We start from the raw sequence: 20136 nt of genomic DNA, 5'->3' as shown, positions 1-20136 counted from the left end.
GTTCCTGGTCCCTGTGTTCCTGGTCGTTGTGTTCCGGCGTCCCCGAGGCCGGGTCAGCCGGCGGCGTGCTCGCCGATGACGGCCTGGGCGTAGACGACCCCGAGGCCGTAGGCGCCGGCGTGCTCCTTGACGATCTCCATGACGGCGCCGTAGGTCTCCGTCCGGGCCCAGTCGCGCTGGAGCTCCAGCAGCACCTGCACCCAGGTGACCGGCACGGCGCCGGCCTGGGTCATCCGCTGGATCGCGTGCTCGTGGGCCTTGGGGGAGACGCCGCCGGAGGCGTCGGTGACGACGTAGACCTCGTAGCCCTGCTCGATCATCGACAGCACGGGCAGGACCAGGCAGACCTCGGTCCACAGCCCGGCTATCACGACCTTGCCGCGCCCGGTGGCCTTGACGGCCTCGACGACCGCCTCGTCCTCCCAGGCGTTCATCGAGGTGCGGTCGAGGATCTTCGCCTCCGGGAAGACCGCGCCCAGCTGCGGCAGCAGCGGACCGGAGAAGGACTCGGCGGCGACGGTGGTGAGCACGGCCGGGACGTCGAAGGCCCGGGCGGCCTTGGCGAGGCCGACGGTGGCGTTGATGATCGCGGTGCGGTCGCCGCTGCCGGTGCCGAAGAACATCTGCGGCTGGTGGTCCACGAACAGTACGACGGCGTTGTCAGGGGTCAGCAGGTCGGGGCTCGGGGTGGCGCTGACCTGGGTCAGGTCGACCATGGTGGTGGTCCTTTCGGTGCGGGCCGGAGGAGTCCGGCGCGTTTCGGGAGGTCCTGCGCACGGTGGTCCGTGGCGGAGGTTCGGGGGGCGGTGCGGTCAGAGCACGAAGCAGGGGTCGAAGGGCTGCTGCCGTTCGGCCGTCAGGCCGCGTTCGACGCGCCAGTGGCGGTGCAGCTCCGACTCGGCGACGACCTGTCCGAGCAGTTCCGCCTGGCGGGCGCCCGCGCCGGAGGCCTGGTAGCCGCCGAAGCGGGCCACCGGGCTCCAGGCCGGGCTGACCGGCGGGAGTTCCTCGTCCAGGCCCTCGTACTCGGCCGCGGCGTGGACGATCCGGCCGCCGACGACGGTCAGCACGGACTCGATGTGCGGGATGTCCTGCTCGGGCACGGTGAAGTAGTCGTCGGTCAGGACCGCCAGGTCGCCGTAACAGCCGTGCCGCAGCACGCCCTTGACGTCCTGCTCGCCGGTGAGCGCGGCGCCCGCCGTGGTGTACATCGCGAGGGCGGTCGCGCGGTCGACCCGGTTCTGCGCCGGCCGCAGCGCCCGGCCGCCGACCGTGCGGCCGGAGACCAGCCAGTGCAGGGCGACCCACGGGTTGTACGAGGAGACCCGGGTGGCGTCCGTCCCGGCGGCCACCGTCAGGCCGCGGTCCAGCATCGCGCGGATCGGCGGGGCCTCGGCGGCGGCGCCGGGGCCGTAGCGGCGCTCGAACACCTCGCCCTGGAAGGAGAGCCGGTTCTGGACGGACAGCGAGCCGCCGAGCGCCGCGATCCGGTCGAGGCTGTCCGGGGAGACGGTCTCCGCGTGGTCGAAGAGCCACCGGTTGCCGGCGGGGAACAGCCCCTCCGCGGCGAGCTTCTCGAAGACCGCGAGGTCACGCCGGATCGTCTCGTCGTAGGTCGCGTGCAGCCGGAAGCCCCAGCCGTGTTCCATGAGCAGCCGGACGGCCTGCTCGAACTCGCCCTCGTAGTAACCGAGTTCCGGGCGCGGCTCGGCGAAGTTCTCGAAGTCGGCGGCGGCCCAGGTGAGGTTCTCGCCGGCGCCGTTCAGCCGCAGCCACGCATCGCCGTCCCCGGGCCGGACGGTCCCGATCCAGCGGGTGAGGTCGTCGAGCTCCTGGCCGGCGGTCTGCGGGAACAGGTGGTAGGCGATCCGCAGCGAGAGCTGTCCGTCCCGGGCGAGTTCGGTCACCGTGCCGTAGTTCTCGGGGAAGTTCTGGAAGCCGCCGGCGGCGTCGATCGCGGAGGTCAGCCCGAAGCGGTTCAGCTCGCGCAGGAAGTGCCGGGTGGAGGTGCGGCGGTCCTCGCCCTCCAGGGCCGGGGCCTTGGCGAGCGTCGAGTAGAGGATCAGGGCGCTCGGGGCGGCCAGCAGCATGCCGTTGGGCTCGCCGCCGCGACCCCGGACGATCTGGCCGCCCTTCGGGTCCGGGGTGCGCGCGGTGAAGCCGGCGGCCTTGAGCGCGGCGCGGTTGAGCACCGCCGACTGGTAGAGGTGCAGCACGAACACCGGGGTGTCCGGCGCGGCCTCGTTCAGCTCGGCGGGGGTCGGCAGCCGCCGCTCGGCGAACTGCTCGGCGGACCAGCCGCCCACGACGCGCACCCACTGCCCCTTCGGGGTGCGGGCGGCCTGCTCCCGGAGCATCGCGAGCGCCTGGCGCAGCGACCGCACGCCGTCCCAGCGCAGCTCCAGCACGTAGTTGAGGCCGCCCCGGATCACGTGCAGGTGCGCGTCGTTGAGGCCGGGCACCACGCGTCGGCCGAGCGCGTCGACCACGGTGGTGGACGGGCCGATGACCGGGGCGACGTCCGCGTCCTCCCCGACGACGGTGATCACGCCGTCGCGGACGGCGAGGGCGCCGGCCCGGGGGCGGCGGGCGTCGCCGGTGTGGATCCTGGCGTTGCGGACGACGACGTCGGCGGCGTCCTCGACGGAGCGGGGCGTCAGCCCGCCGACCGGCATTGCAGGCACCTCGGAGGCCTCCTGTCACAGGGGTTGGGGTGGCCGCCCGGGGGCGGGCGGCGGAGGGCGGCGGCCGGGCGGGCCGGGCGTTGGCCCGGCGTTCCCGATCACATGACAGAACGTTAGATCCGTTGCAGGGCAAGGAGTTTGCGCACAGTGCACCGCCTCCGTTCCGTCCGCGCACCGCTGTCCCCGGAACGGTTCCGTACGGGCCCCGGAACGGCCGGGGCCCCGGCCCCTCCGCCGTCCGGTGGGACGGGGAGGGACCGGGGCCCGGGGCCGGGACCGGCCGTGCGGTCACTTCGCGAGGAAGGCCAGCAGTGCCTCGTTGACCTCCTCGGCGTGGGTCCACAGCAGGCCGTGCGGAGCGCCCTCGATCTCCACGTACTCGGCGGAGGGCAGGGCGCGGTGGAACGGCCGGCCGGTGCTGTCGATCGGCAGGATGCGGTCGGCGGTGCCGTGCACGATCAGGGCCGGCACGTCGATGCGCGGGATGTCCGCGCGGAAGTCGGTGTACCAGGTGGTCGGCGCGGCGGCGGAGGCGTGGGAGCCGCTGGCGGCCGCGGTGTTCCAGCTGTTGCGGACGGCCTCCTCGCTGATCCTGGTCCCGAGGTTCTCGTCCAGGTTGTAGAAGTCCCGGAAGAAGGCGGTGAAGTAGGCGTAGCGGTCGGCCTTCACGGCCGCGACGATGCCGTCGAAGAACTCCTGCGGGGCGGCGCCGTCCGGGTTGTCGGCGGTCTTGAGCAGGCACGGCTCCAGCGAGCCCAGGAACGCGACCTTGGCGATGCGCGCGGAACCGTACGCGGACACGTAGCGGGCGACCTCGCCGGTGCCCATCGAGAAGCCGACCAGGACGACCTCGCGCAGGTCGAGGGTGTCCAGCACGGTCTTGAGGTCGGCGGCGAAGGTGTCGTAGTCGTAGCCGGTCGTGGGCTGCGAGGACCGGCCGAAGCCCCGGCGGTCGTAGGTGATCACCCGGTGGCCGGCGGCGAGCAGCGCGGCGCTCTGCCGCTCCCAGGAGTGCCCGTCGAGCGGGAACCCGTGGATGAGGACGACCGGCTGCCCGGAGCCCTGGTCCTCGTAGTACAGCTCGACGGGTGCGGAGTTCTCCTGGCCGACGGTGATGAACGGCATGGATGGTGCTCACTTTCTCTTGCGTGCAGCGTGCGGCCGACGGTCGGTGCGGCTGCGGTGCACGACACGCTAGGGCCGCTCGCGCCGGGCCGGTTGCCGCTGAGCGCACCGCGTGTTGCCCGGCAGCGCCGCCTTCACCGGCCGTCGGTTCGGACCGCGGTGAGGCACTGGTCGTAGAGCTCGGCCAGGTCGAGTCGGCCCTCGTGTTCGGCCCAGAGTTCGGTCGCCGTGTCGACGCAGGCGAAGACCGTCGCGACGATCGCCCTGGCGCGCGGGTCCGGCGCCTGATCGGGGGCGGCGCCCAGTCGGGCCTGGACGGCCGGGACGAGCTGGGCCTGCCAGTTCAGCCGCTTCTCGATGGAGCGGGCGCGCAGCGACGGAGTGCGGAAGATCAGGCGGCACAGTTCGAGCGCCCGCTCAGGGGTGTGGTTGGCGGTCAGGACGGTCTGGAACCCGGCCCGCAGCGCGTCCCAGGCGTCCACCTCGGCCGGCTGCCCCTCGACGGTCTGCCGCAGGAGTTCGCCGAGCGCGTCCTGGTCCCCGCAGACCAGGTCCTCCTTGGTCCCGAAGTAGCGGAACAGGGACCGCTGGGAGATGCCCGCCTCCCGGGCGATCTGCGCGATGGTCGTCTGCTCGTAGCCCTGTTCGGCGAACAGCCGGAGCGCCGTGTCGAGGATCTCCTGGACGGCGGCCTGTCGTGAGCGGTCCCACAAGGTCGTCATGGGAGTCCAGACTACCCGCCTCTGGACAGTGACCGCCTACCTGGCATTAACTGCCAGGTAGGCAGTGACTGCACACGAGGGAGCCTGTCATGACAGCCGTCGACTACCACGGCCGGACCGCACTGATCACCGGCGCCAGTGCCGGCCTCGGCGCCGAGTTCGCCCGCCAACTCGCCGCCCGCGGCGCCGACCTGGTCCTGGTCGCCCGTCGCCGGGACCGCCTGGAGGCCCTGGCCGCCGAACTGCGCGACCGCCACCGCGTCCGGGTCCACGTCCTGGCGGCGGACCTGGCCGACGCCCACGCCGGGCAGACACTGGCCGACCAGGTGGACCGGCTCGGCCTGGACGTCACCAGCGTGGTCAACAACGCCGGATTCGCCACCTTCGGCCCGTTCCACGAGGCCGATCCGGCGCGGCTACGCCAGGAGATCGCCGTCGACGTGACCGCGGTGGCGGACATCAGCCGGGCGTTCATCGGGCGGTTGCGCGCGGCGGGATGCGGGGTGCTGGTCAACGTGGCCAGCATGGCCGCCTACCAGCCCAACCCGCGGATGGCGGTCTACGGCGCGACCAAGGCGTTCGTGCTGAGCCTCACCGAAGCGCTGTGGGAGGAGTCGCGCGGCACCGGGCTGCGGGTGCTGGCGCTGTCCCCCGGCGCGACCCGGACCGAGTTCTTCGAGGTCGTCGGCACCGAGCGGGCCGCCGGCGGCACAAGGCTCGCCGCGCCCGTGGACGTCGTCCGCACCGCGCTGGCCGCCCTGGACCGGGGGAACCCGCCGCCGAGCGTCATCGCCGGGCGGATGAACCGGGTGCTGGCCGTCCTCGCCCGACTGGCGCCCCGGCGGCAGGTCGTCAGGGCGGTCGGCCGCATGACCGCCGCAGGGGCGTGAAGTACGGCGGGGGCGACTCCTGCTCCGCACGGTCGACCGGAGAGCAGCAGGGAGCTCACCAGGCCGACCGGCCCGCCGCCGATGACAAGGACGTCGGTGTCGGTCACGTGTTGGATGCTGTCGTTCATCGTGCCTCCTCCCCTGGCGAACGGTCGTCGTGGCCCGCGCTGCGGTCGGGCCGGGCGTCAAGGGCGGTGGACAGGGCTGAGAACGCCCGTGCCAGGTCGTCCTGGGTGGAGGGGACGGCGCGGCGCAGCAGCACGAAGGCGTGGACGTGCCCGGCGGCTTCGAGGAAAGTGGTCGGCACGCCTGCCGTGACCAGGGCTGCCGCGTAGGCGCGGCCCTCGTCGCGGACCGGGTCCTCGCCGGCGGTGACCACGACGGCGGGCGGCAGGCCGGTGAGGTCGCCGAGCAGCGGGGAGGCGCGCCGGTCGCGGCGGTCGGGGCGGTAGTGGTCGTAGTACCAGCGTCGTCCGGCTTCGGTGAGCAGCCGCCCTCCGGCGAACTCGTCCTCGGAGGGGTAGCGGCGGGTGAGGTCGGTGGCCGGGTAGACGGCCATGTGCGCCCGGACCGGCAGGCCGGCCGGGGCGTCGCGCAGCGCCATCGCCGTCACGATCGTGAGGGTCCCGCCGGCGCTGTCGCCGCAGAGCACCAGGGCGTCGGCGTGGCAGCCGAGTTCCGCGGGGCGGGTGGCGATCCAGCGGGCGGCGTCCTCGGCGTCCTCCACGGCCGCGGGGAACGGCGCTTCCGGGGCGAGCCGGTAGTCGACGAGCACGACCGGCAGGTCGAGGAGCCTGGCTGCCTCGGCGGCGAACGCGCGATGCGTCTCCAGGTCACCGGTGACGAACCCGCCGCCGTGGTACCAGACGACGACCGGTCCGGCCTCGCGCGCCCCTCGCGGGTCGAGCAGGAGTCCGGCGATCGCTCCGGAGCGGGTCGGTATGGTCAGTGCCCGCTGGACGGCGATCTCGCCGACGGGCCGGTCGGCGGCCTTGACCTGCTCGCGCAGGCCGGCGCGTGCCTGCTCGGGGGTCAGCTCCTCGAGGCCGGGCGTGTCGAGGGCGGCGAGGTAGGCGAGGAGTGCCTCGACTTCGGGACGGGGCATGGCTGCCTCCCTGAGTGATGTCAGTTCCTGACATCGCGGACGCTAGCACTTGACGTCAGAATCTGTCATCACTGGCAGTGTCGAAGAATGAGCCGTTGGGAACCGGGAAGCCGTACGAGACTCCAGGGCGCCGCGCTCGACCTGTTCTCGGAGCGCGGCTGCGCCGCGACGACCACCGCGGCCATCGCCGAGCGCGCGGGCGTGACCGACCGCACGTTCTACCGGCACTTCACGGACAAGAGCGAGGTGCTGTTCGGTGACGAAGGCCGGATCGAGGGCCTGCCGGCCGAGGCGGTGACCGCGTCCGCGATCCAGGACGCCCACGACGCGGTCGGCATCAGCGTGTGATCACCCGTGGACTTCGGTGACGGCGCGCCAGGTCGGTACGGTGGCGAGCCCGGTGGGGAAGCGTACCGACTTCTGGTAGGTGAACTCGCGGAGGGTGTCGATGGCGTGCTCGCGTCCGTAGCCGCTGTGTTTGGTGCCGCCGAAGGGGGTGCCGAGCAGGCCGCGGAAGTAGTTGTTGACCAGCACCATCCCGACCTCCAGTCGCCGGGCGACCCGGAACGCGGTCGCGCTGTCGCGGCTGTAGACGCCGGCCAGCAGGCCGTAGTCCGACTCGTTGGCGATCTCGACGGCTTCGTCCTCGGAGGCGAACACGGTGACCGTGGCGACCGGGCCGAAGACCTCCTCGGTCGCGATTCGCATGGTCCGGGTGACCGCGGTGAACAGGGTCGGCGGGACGAAGAAGCCCCGCTCCAGTGCGGGGTCGGCCGGCAGGTCGCCCTGGGCCGCGATGGTGGCGCCCTCGGCCAGGCCGAGGCGGAGGCGGTCGAGTACCCGCTGCTGCTGCGCCCGCGAGACCAGGGGCCCGACGTGGGTGGCCGGGTCCGCGCCGTGCCCGGTGCGCAGTGCGCGGACGCCGGTGGCGAGGCGCTCGACGAACACGTCGTGGACGTCGCGGTGCACCAGGATCCGGGAGGCCGCCGTGCAGGCCTCGCCCTTGTTGTAGAAGGCGCCGTCGAGCGCGTCGCGGGCGGCGAGGTCCAGGTCGGCGTCGGCCAGGACGAGGAAGGCGTTCTTCCCGCCGAGCTCCAGCAGGGTCGGGGCGAGGCGTTCGGCGGCCGCGTGCGCGACCGCTCGGCCGGTGGTGGTCGAGCCGGTGAACGAGACCATCCGCACCAGCGGGTGGGCGACCAGGGCCCGCCCGGCGACCGGGCCGGTGCCCGGGACGACGTGCAGGACGTCCGCCGGCAGTACGGTGTTCAGCAGCTCCACGATCCGCAGCACCGTCAGCGGTGCCTGCTCGCCGGGCTTGAGGACGACGGTGTTGCCCGCCGCGAGGGCCGGGGCGATCTTCCCGCCGGTGTGGATCGGCGGCCAGTTGAACGGGATGATCCCCGCGACGACGCCCAGCGGCTCGCGCACCGTGGAAGTGTAGACGGGCCCGGATTCGTAGAACTCGCCCGGCAGTTTGTCGGCCAGCGACCCGAAGAACCGGAACACCCCGACCAGGAACCCGACGTCGTGCAACCGGGCGTCGGCGACCGGCTTGCCGTTCTCCCGCGACACCAGCTCGGCGAGCTCGTCGGCGTGTGCTTCCAGGACGTCGGCGCCGCGCAGCAGCAGGGCGGCACGCTCGGCGGCGGGACGCCACCGCCAGTCCTGGGTGAAGGCGCGGTGGGCGGCCCGCACGGCGGCGTCGGTCTCGGGGACGCCTCCGCCCTGGACGGTGGTGATCACGTCGCCGGTGGCGGGGTCCTCGACGGTGAACCGGTCCTCGGCCCGGCCCGAGGACCAGCGGGTGGTGGTGGGGGTCATGGCAGCGGGACCACCTTTCCGTGGGTGTGAAGGGTTTCGACGGGTTCGAAGGCGCGCCGGACCTCGGCCAAAGGGAACCTGGCGGCGATCGGCGGTTCGACCACTCGGTACGCCGCCGACCCGTCGGGCAGATCGGGGCCGTAGCCGTCGAACCGCACCGCACGCATCGTCGTGCTCACCGGGAGCCTCCGGAGGCGAAGGGGGTGGCCAGGAAGTCCGTCACCCGCCGCAGCGCGGCCTCGCCCTCCTCCAGCACCGCGGCGAAGGCCTGGAAGACGTGCGGGACGCCGGGCGTGACCTCCAGGCGGACCAGGACGTCGTCCGTCGCGGCGCGTGCCGCCAGTCGGAGCGCGTCGTCGAGCAGCAGTTCGTTCGAGCCGACCTGGATCAGCAGCGGCGGGAGGCCACGGAGGTCGGCGAAGACCGGGCTGACCAGCGGATCCGACGGGTCGCCGGTTCCCACGTAGTCCCTGGCCCGCACCGCGATGGCCTCGGGTGTGAAGGACGGGTCGGCCGCCCGCTTGGTCGCCATGCTCGTCCCACTGAGCGTCAGGTCGGCGTACGGCGAGAACAGGACGCCGGCCGAGGGCATCGGCAGGTGCTGGGCGCGGGCGGCGACCAGCATGGCGACGGCCAGGCCCGCACCGGCGGACTCGCCGACCACGGCGACGCCGGCCGAGTCCGCGCCCGTCTCGTCCAGCAGCGCGCGGTAGGCGGCCAGGGCGTCGTCCAGCGCGGCCGGATGGGGGTGCTCGGGCGCGAGCCGGTAGTCGACCGAGACGACCCGTCGGCCGGTTCGCCGGGCGACGTTCGAGGCCAGGGCGGCCGAGGTTCGGGCCGAGCCGAGCACGTGGAAGCCGCCGTGGAACCAGAGCAGTGTGCCGATCGGGACGGTGCCGTCGATGGTGATCTCCAGGACGGGGACGCCGCCGAGGCTGCCAGGGGTGAGGACGACGTCCTCGGGCAGCGGGCGGGAGGTGAGCATGCGGGTGAAGACCTCGCGCTGCTCCAGGTGGTCGCCGCCGATGTCCAGCGGGCCGGTACGAAACATGGTGTCGAGCGCGTCGCGCTGTTCTCTGCTCATGCGAGAAGCCTCCTCCGACCTGGAGCTATGCGGCAATGCCATATCCCGCATACGCTCTATGCGTGCCACGCATAGAGTCGGTCGATCTGAACCTGCTGGCCCCGCTGCACGCGCTGCTCGAAGAACGGCACGTCTCCCGGGCAGCCGAGCGGCTGCACACCAGCCAGCCCTCCATGAGCCGGGCACTGCAGCGCCTGCGCGCCACCCTCGGCGACGAGTTGCTGGTGCGCGGGCCGGGCGGGTACCGGCTCACCCCGCGCGCCGAGCGCATCCGGAGCGAGTTGCAACAGGCGCTCCCGCGCCTCGAACACGTCTTCTCCGGCGAGGCCTTCGACCCCGCGACCGCTGCCCGGGCCTTCCGGCTCGCCGGAACCGACTACACCGTCGCGGTGCTCAGCGGGGCACTGCTCGGGCGCCTCCTTGAGCAGTCGCCCGGCTCGACGGTGCTCTTCTCCCGCTGGCACCACGCTGTCTTCGCCGATGCCGAACACGGCCTGGTGGACCTGCTGATCCACGGCGGTACAACGCCACCGCCGCTGCGCTCGCGCGTGCTGTTCGAGGAGGGCTACTCCTGCCTGATCTCCAGTCACCACCCGCTCGCCCAGCGCCCGGCCCTGTCGCTGGCGGACTACCTCGACTGCCTCCACACCGTCGTGGACGTCACGGACGGACGGCAGGGGCATGTCGACCGGCGCCTCGAAGCGCTGGGCCGCCCGAGACGGGCCAGCGTGACCGTTCCGTACCACGCGGCGGCCGCAGCCGCGGTCCCGGGCACCTCGCTGGTGGCGACGCTGCCGACCGAATTCGCGGTCCGGCAGGCGGTTCCGGGCGTCACCACCGTCCTGCCGGCGCCGGAGGAGATCGGCTCGATGAGCTATGCGATGTCCTGGCACCCGCGCCTGGACGACGACGCCGCGCACCGCTGGCTCCGCGACACGATCGTCTCGACGCTGGGCGCGGGCTGACCGGGCTGCCCCGCGCCCCCGGGACCGGATCACACCCGGCCGCCGGTGGGTGCGACGGTCGCCCGGCTCAGCGGGCCGACGGCGACGAGGCGGCGGGGAGGGGCTTGTCGAACATGGCGCAGACGGCCGCGTCGACCAGGGCCTGATGGGCGGCGGCCGCCTGCGGACGGGCCAGGTCGAAGACGGTCGAGGTGAGCACGGAGACCGTGCGCGTGCCGCTGTCATCCGTGTAGGTCTCGCTGGAGTAGCCGGCCGCCTGGCCGTCGTGGCCCCACACCGTTCCGCAGGGGAGGACGACCTTGCGCAGGCCCAGGCCGTAGCCGTCTCCGTTCGGGGTGCCCGGGTCCTCGGGGACGGTGGTGCGCATCTCGGCGAGTTGGGCGGAAGGGAGCAACGTGCCCGAGAGCAGGGCCCTGTCGAAGCGGGCCCAGTCCTCGGCGGTGGAGACGATGCCGCCGGCGGCCCAGAGGGTGCTCTGGTTGACGACTGTGGTGTCCACGTCGGCGGGGCCGCGGTGCGGGCCCGCGAACGACGTCCCGGGCGGGGTGCCCTGGGGCAGCAGCGGGGCGAGGTGGGCGGCATCGGGTTCGTAGCCGTGCGCGAGGTGCGGGCCGGCCGTGTCGGTGGTGGGCAGGTAGGTGCCGTGCAGGCCGAGCGGGCGGGCGATGCGCTGCTGGATCAGGTCCCCGAGGCTCTGGCCGGTGGCCTTCTGGAGGATCAGGCCGAGGGCGATGTAGTTGGTGTTGCTGTACGAGAACCGGGTGCCGGGCGCGAACAGCGCGGGCTGGGCGGTGCCGGCGGCGAGCAGCTCCTCGGGCGTCCACCGGTGGGCGTCCTGGCCGGTGAAGGCGGCCAGGACGGCGGGGGCGTAGAGATAGTTGGCCAGGCCGCTGGTGTGGTTGAGCAGCATCCTCACGGTGATCGCCGACCCGTGGGGGACGAGGCCGGGCAGCCACCGCTCGACCGGGTCGGTGAGGGCGAGGCGGTGTTCGGCGACCAGCTGGAGGACGAGCGTGGCGACCATGGTCTTGGTGTTGGAGCCCATCCGGAACTCGTCACCCGCCGCGAGACGGTGGTCGGCCGTGGACCAGGAGGCCTGATCGGCGATCGTGAGCGGGTGGTGGCCGTCGTCGACACGGACGATCACGCCCGGAACGCCGGCGTCGACGGCGCGCCGGGCGAGATCGGCCAGTGGGCTGCGGGTGGGCGTCGCCGTGGCAGCCGCGCAGGCGCCGAGCGTGACCCCGAGCGCGGCGGTGAGGGCCAGGGCCAGGGTGCGGTATCGGCGCGGCGTGGTCGGGTGGGCAGTCATCGCGGTGTGCTCCTCGTTCGGCGAGAGCTGTTCGGGTACGACAACGAGCCTGCTGGCAGCAGGTGCGAAGCACACGGGTGCTGGGGAGTCGTCCGGGGGTGGAGAAAACCCCACCGGGGTCGGGGGGAAACCCCCGTGTGCGGGGCGGGGATGATCGGCCAGGCTGGAGGCGAGAGAGAAGGAGGTGGCCGTGATGGCCGGATCGGGCCAGGCGTGTACGGTCGCACACCCGGGCACGGCCGGTCGCCTCGCACTGCTGGGCCACGCCCTGCTGTTGTCGCTCGCCTCGACGGTCGGCGCCGTCCTGTGCTGCCTGTGGATCGCGGCGGTGGTACTGGTCCCGTTCGGGCTCGGGCTGCCGATGACCCTGCTCTGCGCCGTCGCGGTGCGCCGGTTCGCCGACCGGCACCGGCAGTGGGCCGCCCGGCGGCTCGGGGCGCCGATCGCCCGCCCCTACCTGCCGACCCCGCCCGGGAACCGGCTGACCCAGCTGCAGGCGGTGCTGCGCGATCCCGCGAGCTGGCGCGACTGCGCCTGGCTGCTCGTCAACTCGGTGTCCTGCTGGTTCACTTCCGGATTGTCGCTGATCCTCTTCCTGGCCGGGCTGTTCTACAGCGGCTACCCGCTGCTGGTAGCGGTGACGCCGTCGGAGGTGTTCCGCGAGCCGTTCGGGTTCTTCGCCGTGCACGGGCTCGGCCAGACGCTTCTGGTCGCCCTGGCAGGGCCGCTCCTCCTTGCCGCCTGGTACCTCTCCGGCGAATGGCTGGCGAAGCTCAACGCCCACGTGGCGCACGCCCTGCTGGCCCCGACCGGCAAGGCCGAACTGCTGGCACGAGTGGATGAGTTGACTGATTCCAGGGCCGATGTCGTGGACGCCGGGGCGAGCGAGCTGCGGCGGATCGAACGGGATCTGCACGACGGCGCCCAGGCCCGGCTGGTCTCCCTCGGGATGAGTCTGGGCCTGGCCGACCGCTTCGCGGACGATCCCGAGACGGTCCGCAGGCTGCTCGCCGAGGCCCGCGCCTCGACCGCCGACGCGCTGGCGGAACTGCGCGACCTGGTACGCGGCATCCACCCGCCGGTGCTGGCCGACCGCGGCCTGGACGGCGCGGTCCAGGCCCTGGCGCTGGCCAATCCGGTACCCACCGAGGTCGCGATCCGGCTGCCGGGAAGACTGCCCGCCCCGGTGGAGTCGGCTGCCTACTTCGTCATCGCCGAAGCCCTGGCCAACGCGATCAAACACGCCGGGGCCAGTCGGATCCGGATCGGCGTCGAGTTCGCCCACCCGCCCGTCCGGACCACCGGCGAGCTGATGATCACGGTGGCCGACGACGGCCACGGAGGTGCGAGGATCGACGACGGCGGCGGACTGCACGGCGTCGCCCGCCGCCTCGCGGCCTTCGACGGCATCCTGACCCTCGACAGCCCCGACGGCGGCCCGACCGAAGTGAGGATGTCGCTGCCATGCGTGTGGTCATAGCCGAAGACCTCGCCCTCCTCCGGGACGGTCTGGTGCGCATCTTCCAGGCCTACGGCTGCGAAGTCCTGGAGGCTGTCCGGGACGCCCCCTCGCTGCGCCGCGCCCTGACCGAGCACCACCCGGACATCGCCGTGGTCGACGTCCGGCTGCCGCCCACCTTCACCGACGAGGGCCTGCGCGCCGCGATCGAGGCCCGCCGACGCGTCCCCGGCCTGCCCGTCCTGGTGCTGTCCCAGTACGTCGAGCAGCTCTACGCCCGGGAACTGCTCTCCGACCGGGCCGGTGCGGTCGGCTACCTGCTGAAGGACCGGGTGATGGAGGTCGACCAGTTCATCGGCGCGGTCCGCCAGGTCGCCGCCGGCGGCACCGTGATGGACCCGGACGTGGTGACCGCACTGCTCGACCACCGCTCCGCCGACCCGCCGCTCCGGGCCCTGACCCCGCGTGAGCGCGAGGTGCTCGCGCTGATGTCCGAAGGGCGCACCAACGCGGCCATCGCCGCCCGCATGTTCATCTCGGAGAAGGCCGTCAGCAAGCACAGCAACAACATCTTCACCAAACTCGGCCTGGAGCAGTCCGAGCAGGACAACCGCAGAGTGCTCGCCGTGCTCGCCTACCTCCAGGCCTGACGGGCAGCCGGATTCGCCGCTACCACGTGACCGAGCGTGCCCGGCGGACGGGCCGTCATCCCAGGAGCCGGGCGGCAGTCTCGCCCGGAAGCGGGTCGGGCCGGGTAGCTGCTCGGTCTTGCCGAAGGCTTACGCCCCTGGTGGGTGCTTGACCCGTCGGCACCAGCTGGATTGACTCGGAGTCACCGACATCGTCGCGCGGGGGCCGACGCACCGCAGGTCCCGACCGGGCATCGCAGCACCGGCTCTCCGCATACCCACAGATCGGGGTGGTCACGGTCATGTCCGCCGTTCAGAACATCGAGTCCCCGCTCCGCCGCACCCGCCGGGCGGCCGCGGCGGGAGCCGTCGCGGTGGCGGCCCTCGCCGCCACGCTGGTGGCCGGCAGCCCGGCACACGCCGCCGGCTACGACGGGATCCTGCGCAGCTGGGCGCAGGGCAACTGCCTCGACATCAAGCCGGGCAGCACCAGCGTCTACACCTCGCCCTGCGTGACCGGCGACAACTGGCAGCGCTGGCGGCTCGAATCGGCCGGCGCCGACGGCGCCGTGACGGTCGTCAACGACCAGACCAGCCTGTGCCTCGACATCCCGCCGGGCAGCTGGAACGGGTCGACGGGGGCGCTCTACGTGTCGACCTGTGTGTTCGGCGACAGGTGGCAGCAGTGGCAGACGAGCTCGATGGTCCGCCCGGACGGCAACCTGGCGGTCAACTTCCGGAACCAGGCCGTCCAGGCATGCCTGGACGCCAACCAGCCGCAGAACCTGCCGTTCATCAACTCGCGCTGCTACTACGGTGGTTACCAGGACTGGAAGCCCGGGTTCTGACCGGACGACGCGGTGTCGACCGTTTGGCCGGGGGACTCCCCGGTGCGGCCGGCGCCGACCGGCACGGCGGGCGCGTCGGTCAATCCTCCCGGGTCAGCCCCTGCAGCAGGTAGTGCAGCCCGGCGTCGATGGCCGCCTCGCGCTCGGCGGGGGAGCGGTGCGGCTGCAGGTCGAGCAGGATCGAGGCCAGGCCGTGCACGGTGGCCCAACTGGCCATGACCGCCGCGTCGGTGTCCTCGGCGGGCAGGCGCCCGACCGCGGTGAGGCGTCGCAGTGCGGCCAGCAGCAGGGCATCGGGCTTCGGGCGGTGGTCGGCGTCGGGGTCCGGCCGGTCCTCCTCGTGGCCCGGGGTGCCGACTCCGGCGGGGTTGCCGTCCATCGCCATCCGGAACAGGCCCGGTTCGGCGAGCGCGAAGTGCACGTACGCGCGCCCGACGTCGCGCAGGTGCTTGGCGGCGGCCACCTGCCGGTCGGCGGGCTCGGTCACCCCGGCGAGTTCGGCGGTCATCGCGGCGGCCATGTCGCGCAGTGCGTGCTGGGAGACGGCGGCCTTCAGCTCGGCCAGCGTGCCGAAGTGGGTGTACACCGCGTTGGGCGACACCCCGACGATCCGGGTGACCTCCCGGAGCACCACGGCCTCCGGCCCGCCCCGGCGGGCCAGTTCGGCCCCGGCCGTGACGAGTGCGGCCCGCAGCTCACCGTGGTGGTAGGTGGAACGGGTGCGCGGTGCCCTGGTGGCCATGCCGTCGATCCTGGCACGGATGATCCGGCCGCGGCCAGCGCCCCGGGGCCTCCGTTCTCGGTTGCCGGGTGCAGCCGGGGGCTGCCGCGTCGCGGCCGGTTCCCGGTTGGGGTGGGGGTCGGTATCGGTGTGCTGATCACGTCGCGAACCTCTGTGCGGGCAGGCGGAGTTGCGCGTGGGGGCGGGGGAGTGCCGCCGGGCGGCGGCACGTCAGACGGGCAGTTCGAACCCGAGGGCGCTCAGCGCCTCCTCGGCGGCCTGCTGGTCCTGCTGGTAGCTGCCGCCGGAGACCCCCAGGCCCCCGACGCACCGGCCGTCGTCGGTGATCGGGTAGCCGCCGCCGACCGCCATCAGGCGCGGGTGGCCGGCCAGCGGTGCGACCTGCGGGTCGGCCAGGTAGCCGTTCCACACGTGGGTCGGGGTGTGGAACGAGGCCGCGGTCCAGGCCTTGTCGAGGGCGACCTCGGCGGTGAGGAACGGCGCGCCGTCGGCGCGGTCGAAGGCCAGCAGGTGGCCGCCCTGGTCGGTGACGGCGACGGCCGCCGTGAAGCCGATCCGGGCGGCGGCCGCGTGCACGGCCGCGATGAGCGCGCCGGCGGCCGCCTGCGTGATTGAGCCGGTCGGGGCCGACTTCTGCAGCAGGTCAGTGGTCATGAACAGTCTCCAGGTGGTGCCGAGCGGTCGGCCAGTGGGCCAGTGGGCCAGTGGGCCGGTGGAGCGGTAGGCCGGTAGGCCGGTGGGTCGGTGGCCCGGTGATCGCGGCCCGGTCAGCGCAGCGGTGAGGCCGGGGTGGGGGTGACGCGGGTGACGACGGACTTCTCGGTGATCAGCAGGCCGTGGACCACCGGGCCGATCTCCTCCGTCCAGCGCTCGCTGCCGTACACCGCCGCGTGGGCGGCCTCGGCGTGGGCCTCGTCCTCGAAGCGCCGGATCCAGACGTAGCCGTCCTCGTCCTCGTCGTCGGTGAAGGAGGCGGTCACATCCATGCCCAGGGAGGCCTGGAACGGGATGACCACGTCCTCCATGTAGCGCACCCACTCGTCCCGGCGCCCGGGCCGGGCCTGGTAGCGGCGGATCTCGTAGTACACGGTCTCACTCCAACTTCGGTGCGGGGAAGGTCAGTCGGTGACGGTCAGGACGAGCTTGCCGCGGGTGCGGCCGGCCTCGCCGCGGGTGTGGGCCTCGGCGACACGTTCCAGCGGGTAGGTGGCCTCGACCTCGACGGTCACCTCGCCGGCGTCGATCAGCCCGGCGATCTCCGTCAGCGCGGCGCCGTCCGGCTCGACCAGGAACGGGGTGACGCGCACGCCCGCGACCTCGGCCGCGACGGCCAGCTCCGGGGAGACGCCGGCCGGGACGGTGACCAGCAGGCCGCCGGGGCGCAGGACCTTCAGGGAACGGGTGCTGCTGTCGTCGTGGGCGTCGCCCACCAGCTCGATGACGACGTCGACGTCGCCGACGACCTCCTCGAAGCGGGTGGTCGTGTAGTCGACGGTCTCGTCCGCGCCGAGCTCCTTGAGCCAGGGGTGGCGGGCGGCGCTGGCGGTGGCGATCACGTGGGCGCCCAGGTGGCGGGCGAACTGGACGGCGAAGTGGCCGACCCCGCCGGCCCCGGCGGTGACCAGGACCCGCTGTCCGGCCGTGACGCGGGCGGTGTCGACGACGGCCTGCCAGGCGGTCAGCGCGGCGAGCGGCACGGCGGCGGCGCGCACGTGGTCGATCGTGGCCGGCTTGCGGGCCCACTGGCGGGCCGGGGCGGTGACGTACTCGGAGTAGCCGTTGGCGACGCGCGGGAACCACGGCATGCCGTAGACCTCGTCGCCCACCTTCAGGGTGGTCACGCCGAAGCCGACCTCCTCCACCACGCCGGACACGTCCCAGCCGAGGGTGAACGGCGGCTCGCCGAGCAGGCCGGCCATGCCGGAGCCGGCCCGGGTCTTCCAGTCCACCGGATTGATGCCGGCGGCGTGCACCCGCACCAGCACCTCGGTGGGCAGCGGCGCTGGGCGCGGCACCCGCTCGACCCGCAGCACCTCCGGGCCACCGAAAGCGTCCTGGACCACCGTGCGCATCATGTCTGCGGACATGCGTCATCTCCTGAAAGTGCTCTCTGCGGAGGGCCGTTGGCGGCCCTCCCTCGACGTCGATGAAGCTATCCCGATGGATATAGTTACCTTCAAGGTCTACTACTTCCCGTTGGGAAGTGACCCGGTGAGGAGAGTGAGCATGACGACCACCTGCAGCAGCGGCCAGCACGCGCACCACGACGTCTACGCCGCCCAGTGCCCCTGCCGGAGCCTGCTCGACCTGTTGGCCAACAAGTGGTCCGCCCTGGCCATCGGCGCCCTCGAGGACGGCCCGCAGCGCTTCGGCGAACTCCAGCGCAAGCTCCAGGGGGTCAGCCCCAAGGTCCTCACCCAGGCGCTCCGCCGCCTGGAGGACTACGGCATCCTCGACCGCACCGTCTACCCCGCCGTACCGCTGCACGTCGAGTACTCCCTCACCCCGCTCGGCCGGAGCGCCGCGATCCCGCTCAACGCCCTCCGCGCGTGGGTCGAGGACAGCATCGACCACGCGCACCGCCCCGAGCCCGTCACGTCGTAGCGGGGCACACCTGTCAGCTGCCGCCGTTCTCGTTCGTGGAGAACTCGCCGGGGTCGGCGTCGCGGGCCGGCTTCCCCGCTGCTCGGGCGAACTCGGTCGGTGTCAGGCCGTACTGCCGCTTGAAGGCGCGGATGAAGTGGCTGCTGTCGGCGAACTGCCAGCGGGCGGCGAGTTCGGAGACAGCGGGACGGCCCTGTGGCGCGGCGAGTTCACGTCGGGCGAGTTCGAGTCGACGACGCCGGACGTACCCGGCGACGGTCTCGTCGGTCGCCCCGAAGGCGCGGTGCAGCGTCCGGACGGAGACGTTGAGTTCGCGCGCGAGCAGCGTGGGGGAGAGTTCCGGGTCGGTGAGGCGGGCGTCCGCCAGGTTCCGGGCCGCGCGGGCCAGGGCGGGTGCCAACTGGGGCTCGGCGGCATCGGCTTGCTGCCGCAGCACTGCTCCGGCCAGTTCGATCAGGGCACGGTGGGCGGACTGCGCACCGGAGGCCGTGAGGTCGGCGAGGTTCTGGCGGACCACGTCCGTGTGGGCCAGGAGCAAGCGCATCTCGGCGGAGTGGGCGGAGGCGGCGATCAGCCGGTCGCCGATCAGCGGCCCGAGGTCGGCGGCCGGAAGGATCAGCACTTTCGCCGCCGCGCTCCGCGCTGCCTCGAACGTCACCGGACCGGCGCGTTGGGCCATGAAGCCTCCTGCCGGTACGGCGATCTCACCGTCGCGTCGCCGAGTGAAGTTCCAACTGCCGTGCCGCACCACGTGCATCAGTACCAGGTCGTCGCAGTGGTCGGGAACGTCGTTGGTGCCGATCAGGGACCGGCTCTCCACCTCCGCGATCACGGAATCGTGCACCCTGACCGCGCGTGCGCTGATCCGGAAGTCACCGGTGGCGCCTGGCGTGAACCGGGGGGCCGGATACTCGGTGCCGACCTGTGCTTCCCAGCCGTCCCGGAAGCGGGCGAATCCCTGGTCCGGGGTGGCCGACGTGGTCACGTCCGCGGTGAAGGCACCACTGGTCCGCGGAGCGTTCGTCGCCATCGGGGCTGCCTCGCTGGTGTCGTGGCGCCGGTGTTCCGTCGGAACGGCGCCGGGATCCAAGCGTAGGGGACAGCCCGCCCCCTGGCCCGGGCCGGCAGGCCCGGGTGTGGGTCGAGGCTGCCCACAGGTGGCCGTCGAGGCCGCGTCGCTCCGGCGGGGCTCTCCGGCACCGAGGTTCCACATGCGTGGCACGGAGGTTCAAGTCCAGGCGCCGTCGGCTCTCCTAGGCTTCCGGTAGGGGCGCGGGTCGCATCCGACGGGACGCCCGGGACGAGGGGAGAGCACGTGATCCACCGTGATTCCGGCCGGGTGGCCGTCATCACCGGTGCTGGTACGGGCATCGGAGCCGCGACCGCGGTCCGGTTCGCCGTCGACGGATACACCGTGGTGCTCGTGGGCCGCACCGAGGCGACCCTGCGCCGGACCGCCCAGCAGGGGCCGGACGGCGCCGACATGCACCCCTGGGTCGCGGACGTCCGTGACCTCGCCGCCGTCACCGCGGCCGTCAACGGCGTGGCCGAGCGGTTCGGACGCCTGGACGTGCTGGTCAACAACGCCGGCACGGCGATCCCGGGCACGGTCGACCGGACCGACCCGGAGGACTACCGGAGCATGATGCGCACCAACGTCGACGGCGCCTTCCACGCCTCGCGCGCCGCGCTGCCCCATCTGCGGACGGTGCGTGGCTGCATCGTCAACGTCGGGTCCGTGGCCGGGCTGCGCGGTGAATGGAACCAGGCCGCCTACAACATGACCAAGGCCGCGCTGGTCGGGCTGACCAACTCGATGGCGCTGGACCACGGCAGGGAGATCCGGGTCAACGCCGTCCACCCGGGTGTGACGCTGAGCAGGCCGGCCCTGCGCGACGCCCTGGCCGAGGGCAGCCCGCTGCACGGGCGGTTCGTCGACCGCGTGCCCATGGGCCGGGCGGCTGAGCCGGCCGAGGTGGCCGCCGTCGTCGCGTTCCTCGCCGGCCCCGACGCCGCGTACCTCAACGGCGTGCACATCCCCGTCGACGGAGGCCTGACCGCGTCGAACGGCCAGGCCGAGCTGTACCGGACCGACGGCTGACGTCGCCGCGGACGAGCGAAGCACCGCGCACCGTCGCAGCCCGCC

General features: G+C 73.0%; 22 protein-coding genes. 8 read left to right on the top strand and 14 right to left on the bottom strand.

Features of this window, described 5'->3' with window-relative positions:
* Window positions 1-53 precede the first annotated feature (53 nt).
* From ACFXPX_RS18235 to ACFXPX_RS18220, 4 genes are all read right to left on the bottom strand, one after another.
* Window positions 54-716, bottom strand: coding sequence for a hydrolase (locus tag ACFXPX_RS18235; RefSeq protein ID WP_380523294.1), 663 nt, complete (start codon window positions 714-716; stop codon window positions 54-56).
* 96 nt (window positions 717-812) lie between these two features.
* Entirely contained in the window at window positions 813-2675 is a 1863-nt protein-coding gene (locus tag ACFXPX_RS18230) for an amidohydrolase (RefSeq protein WP_380592030.1), read from the bottom strand.
* Window positions 2676-2972: 297 nt separating this feature from the next.
* A complete protein-coding gene (locus ACFXPX_RS18225; protein WP_380642175.1) occupies window positions 2973-3809 on the bottom strand; it encodes an alpha/beta fold hydrolase in 837 nt (278 codons plus the stop codon).
* A 134-nt stretch (window positions 3810-3943) separates the two neighbouring features.
* The gene (locus ACFXPX_RS18220; RefSeq protein WP_380591980.1) at window positions 3944-4531 is read right to left on the bottom strand and encodes a TetR/AcrR family transcriptional regulator; all 588 of its coding nucleotides are present in this window, start codon (window positions 4529-4531) and stop codon (window positions 3944-3946) included.
* Between the two features lie 89 nt (window positions 4532-4620).
* Here ACFXPX_RS18220 and ACFXPX_RS18215 point away from each other — a divergent pair, with 89 nt between their 5' ends.
* Window positions 4621-5421, top strand: coding sequence for an SDR family NAD(P)-dependent oxidoreductase (locus ACFXPX_RS18215; protein ID WP_380642173.1), 801 nt, complete (start codon window positions 4621-4623; stop codon window positions 5419-5421).
* Between the two features lie 124 nt (window positions 5422-5545).
* On the opposite strand, the gene ACFXPX_RS18210 is transcribed toward ACFXPX_RS18215, so the two are convergent.
* Window positions 5546-6526 (bottom strand): alpha/beta hydrolase, encoded by a 981-nt coding sequence (locus ACFXPX_RS18210; RefSeq protein WP_380642171.1) that lies wholly within the window; start codon window positions 6524-6526, stop codon window positions 5546-5548.
* 87 nt (window positions 6527-6613) lie between these two features.
* On the opposite strand from ACFXPX_RS18210, the gene ACFXPX_RS18205 reads away from it, so the two are divergent.
* Window positions 6614-6874 (top strand): helix-turn-helix domain-containing protein, encoded by a 261-nt coding sequence (locus ACFXPX_RS18205; protein WP_380642169.1) that lies wholly within the window; start codon window positions 6614-6616, stop codon window positions 6872-6874.
* Here the strand turns inward: ACFXPX_RS18205 and ACFXPX_RS18200 are convergent, their stop codons facing one another.
* The 3 genes from ACFXPX_RS18200 to ACFXPX_RS18190 are packed head-to-tail and all read right to left on the bottom strand — an operon-like array spanning window position 6875 to window position 9431.
* Complete coding sequence (locus tag ACFXPX_RS18200; RefSeq protein ID WP_380642167.1) at window positions 6875-8347, bottom strand: aldehyde dehydrogenase family protein; 1473 nt, start codon at window positions 8345-8347, stop codon at window positions 6875-6877.
* Window positions 8344-8526: a hypothetical protein gene (locus tag ACFXPX_RS18195; RefSeq protein WP_380642165.1), complete on the bottom strand. Its 183-nt coding sequence runs from the start codon at window positions 8524-8526 to the stop codon at window positions 8344-8346. The genes ACFXPX_RS18200 and ACFXPX_RS18195 overlap by 4 nt, the downstream gene beginning before the upstream one ends.
* Window positions 8523-9431, bottom strand: coding sequence for an alpha/beta hydrolase (locus ACFXPX_RS18190; protein WP_380642163.1), 909 nt, complete (start codon window positions 9429-9431; stop codon window positions 8523-8525). Before ACFXPX_RS18190 ends, ACFXPX_RS18195 begins: the two co-directional genes overlap by 4 nt.
* 62 nt (window positions 9432-9493) lie before the next feature.
* Here ACFXPX_RS18190 and ACFXPX_RS18185 point away from each other — a divergent pair, with 62 nt between their 5' ends.
* Entirely contained in the window at window positions 9494-10396 is a 903-nt protein-coding gene (locus tag ACFXPX_RS18185; protein WP_380642161.1) for a LysR family transcriptional regulator, read from the top strand.
* 67 nt (window positions 10397-10463) lie between these two features.
* On the opposite strand, the gene ACFXPX_RS18180 is transcribed toward ACFXPX_RS18185, so the two are convergent.
* A complete protein-coding gene (locus ACFXPX_RS18180; RefSeq protein ID WP_380642159.1) occupies window positions 10464-11708 on the bottom strand; it encodes a serine hydrolase domain-containing protein in 1245 nt (414 codons plus the stop codon).
* A 193-nt stretch (window positions 11709-11901) separates the two neighbouring features.
* Between ACFXPX_RS18180 and ACFXPX_RS18175 the strand changes: the two genes are divergently transcribed.
* The 3 genes from ACFXPX_RS18175 to ACFXPX_RS18165 all read left to right on the top strand — a co-directional run bounded on the left by ACFXPX_RS18175 (window position 11902) and on the right by ACFXPX_RS18165 (window position 14644).
* On the top strand, window positions 11902-13188 hold the full coding sequence (locus ACFXPX_RS18175) for a sensor histidine kinase (RefSeq protein WP_380642205.1): 1287 nt from the start codon (window positions 11902-11904) through the stop codon (window positions 13186-13188).
* A complete protein-coding gene (locus tag ACFXPX_RS18170) occupies window positions 13173-13817 on the top strand; it encodes a LuxR C-terminal-related transcriptional regulator (RefSeq protein WP_380591996.1) in 645 nt (214 codons plus the stop codon). Before ACFXPX_RS18175 ends, ACFXPX_RS18170 begins: the two co-directional genes overlap by 16 nt.
* A 281-nt stretch (window positions 13818-14098) precedes the next feature.
* Complete coding sequence (locus ACFXPX_RS18165) at window positions 14099-14644, top strand: RICIN domain-containing protein (protein WP_380591998.1); 546 nt, start codon at window positions 14099-14101, stop codon at window positions 14642-14644.
* Between the two features lie 79 nt (window positions 14645-14723).
* Here ACFXPX_RS18165 and ACFXPX_RS18160 read toward each other — a convergent pair whose 3' ends face one another.
* The 4 genes from ACFXPX_RS18160 to ACFXPX_RS18145 all read right to left on the bottom strand — a co-directional run bounded on the left by ACFXPX_RS18160 (window position 14724) and on the right by ACFXPX_RS18145 (window position 17473).
* Window positions 14724-15386 carry a TetR/AcrR family transcriptional regulator gene (locus tag ACFXPX_RS18160; protein ID WP_380642157.1) on the bottom strand — a complete coding sequence of 221 codons (663 nt, stop codon included), beginning with the start codon at window positions 15384-15386 and terminating at the stop codon, window positions 14724-14726.
* Between the two features lie 210 nt (window positions 15387-15596).
* Window positions 15597-16040 carry a heme-binding protein gene (locus tag ACFXPX_RS18155; protein ID WP_380592000.1) on the bottom strand — a complete coding sequence of 148 codons (444 nt, stop codon included), beginning with the start codon at window positions 16038-16040 and terminating at the stop codon, window positions 15597-15599.
* Window positions 16041-16153: 113 nt separating this feature from the next.
* Complete coding sequence (locus tag ACFXPX_RS18150; protein ID WP_380592002.1) at window positions 16154-16474, bottom strand: NIPSNAP family protein; 321 nt, start codon at window positions 16472-16474, stop codon at window positions 16154-16156.
* A gap of 30 nt (window positions 16475-16504) precedes the next feature.
* Window positions 16505-17473 carry an NADP-dependent oxidoreductase gene (locus ACFXPX_RS18145; protein WP_380592004.1) on the bottom strand — a complete coding sequence of 323 codons (969 nt, stop codon included), beginning with the start codon at window positions 17471-17473 and terminating at the stop codon, window positions 16505-16507.
* A gap of 139 nt (window positions 17474-17612) precedes the next feature.
* Here ACFXPX_RS18145 and ACFXPX_RS18140 point away from each other — a divergent pair, with 139 nt between their 5' ends.
* Entirely contained in the window at window positions 17613-17990 is a 378-nt protein-coding gene (locus ACFXPX_RS18140; protein WP_380592006.1) for a winged helix-turn-helix transcriptional regulator, read from the top strand.
* Between the two features lie 13 nt (window positions 17991-18003).
* On the opposite strand, the gene ACFXPX_RS18135 is transcribed toward ACFXPX_RS18140, so the two are convergent.
* Entirely contained in the window at window positions 18004-19020 is a 1017-nt protein-coding gene (locus ACFXPX_RS18135; RefSeq protein WP_380642155.1) for a helix-turn-helix domain-containing protein, read from the bottom strand.
* Between the two features lie 285 nt (window positions 19021-19305).
* Between ACFXPX_RS18135 and ACFXPX_RS18130 the strand changes: the two genes are divergently transcribed.
* Window positions 19306-20091: an SDR family NAD(P)-dependent oxidoreductase gene (locus tag ACFXPX_RS18130; protein WP_380642153.1), complete on the top strand. Its 786-nt coding sequence runs from the start codon at window positions 19306-19308 to the stop codon at window positions 20089-20091.
* Window positions 20092-20136 lie beyond the last annotated feature (45 nt).

It is taken from the genome of Kitasatospora sp. NPDC059146 (assembly GCF_042786665.1).
Classification (GTDB): domain Bacteria; phylum Actinomycetota; class Actinomycetes; order Streptomycetales; family Streptomycetaceae; genus Kitasatospora.
This window is presented reverse-complemented; position numbering and strand designations above follow the sequence as displayed.

Coding starts and splice junctions, on each gene's coding strand:
- ACFXPX_RS18180 (WP_380642159.1), bottom strand. CDS start 11,708: ATGACTGCCCACCCGACCACGCCGCGCCGATACCGCACCCTGGCCCTG.
- ACFXPX_RS18230 (WP_380592030.1), bottom strand. CDS start 2,675: ATGCCGGTCGGCGGGCTGACGCCCCGCTCCGTCGAGGACGCCGCCGAC.
- ACFXPX_RS18205 (WP_380642169.1), top strand. CDS start 6,614: ATGAGCCGTTGGGAACCGGGAAGCCGTACGAGACTCCAGGGCGCCGCG.
- ACFXPX_RS18210 (WP_380642171.1), bottom strand. CDS start 6,526: ATGCCCCGTCCCGAAGTCGAGGCACTCCTCGCCTACCTCGCCGCCCTC.
- ACFXPX_RS18160 (WP_380642157.1), bottom strand. CDS start 15,386: ATGGCCACCAGGGCACCGCGCACCCGTTCCACCTACCACCACGGTGAG.
- ACFXPX_RS18155 (WP_380592000.1), bottom strand. CDS start 16,040: ATGACCACTGACCTGCTGCAGAAGTCGGCCCCGACCGGCTCAATCACG.
- ACFXPX_RS18235 (WP_380523294.1), bottom strand. CDS start 716: ATGGTCGACCTGACCCAGGTCAGCGCCACCCCGAGCCCCGACCTGCTG.
- ACFXPX_RS18140 (WP_380592006.1), top strand. CDS start 17,613: ATGACGACCACCTGCAGCAGCGGCCAGCACGCGCACCACGACGTCTAC.
- ACFXPX_RS18145 (WP_380592004.1), bottom strand. CDS start 17,473: ATGTCCGCAGACATGATGCGCACGGTGGTCCAGGACGCTTTCGGTGGC.
- ACFXPX_RS18175 (WP_380642205.1), top strand. CDS start 11,902: ATGGCCGGATCGGGCCAGGCGTGTACGGTCGCACACCCGGGCACGGCC.
- ACFXPX_RS18170 (WP_380591996.1), top strand. CDS start 13,173: ATGCGTGTGGTCATAGCCGAAGACCTCGCCCTCCTCCGGGACGGTCTG.
- ACFXPX_RS18190 (WP_380642163.1), bottom strand. CDS start 9,431: ATGAGCAGAGAACAGCGCGACGCGCTCGACACCATGTTTCGTACCGGC.
- ACFXPX_RS18135 (WP_380642155.1), bottom strand. CDS start 19,020: ATGGCGACGAACGCTCCGCGGACCAGTGGTGCCTTCACCGCGGACGTG.
- ACFXPX_RS18225 (WP_380642175.1), bottom strand. CDS start 3,809: ATGCCGTTCATCACCGTCGGCCAGGAGAACTCCGCACCCGTCGAGCTG.
- ACFXPX_RS18215 (WP_380642173.1), top strand. CDS start 4,621: ATGACAGCCGTCGACTACCACGGCCGGACCGCACTGATCACCGGCGCC.
- ACFXPX_RS18200 (WP_380642167.1), bottom strand. CDS start 8,347: ATGACCCCCACCACCACCCGCTGGTCCTCGGGCCGGGCCGAGGACCGG.
- ACFXPX_RS18220 (WP_380591980.1), bottom strand. CDS start 4,531: ATGACGACCTTGTGGGACCGCTCACGACAGGCCGCCGTCCAGGAGATC.
- ACFXPX_RS18165 (WP_380591998.1), top strand. CDS start 14,099: ATGTCCGCCGTTCAGAACATCGAGTCCCCGCTCCGCCGCACCCGCCGG.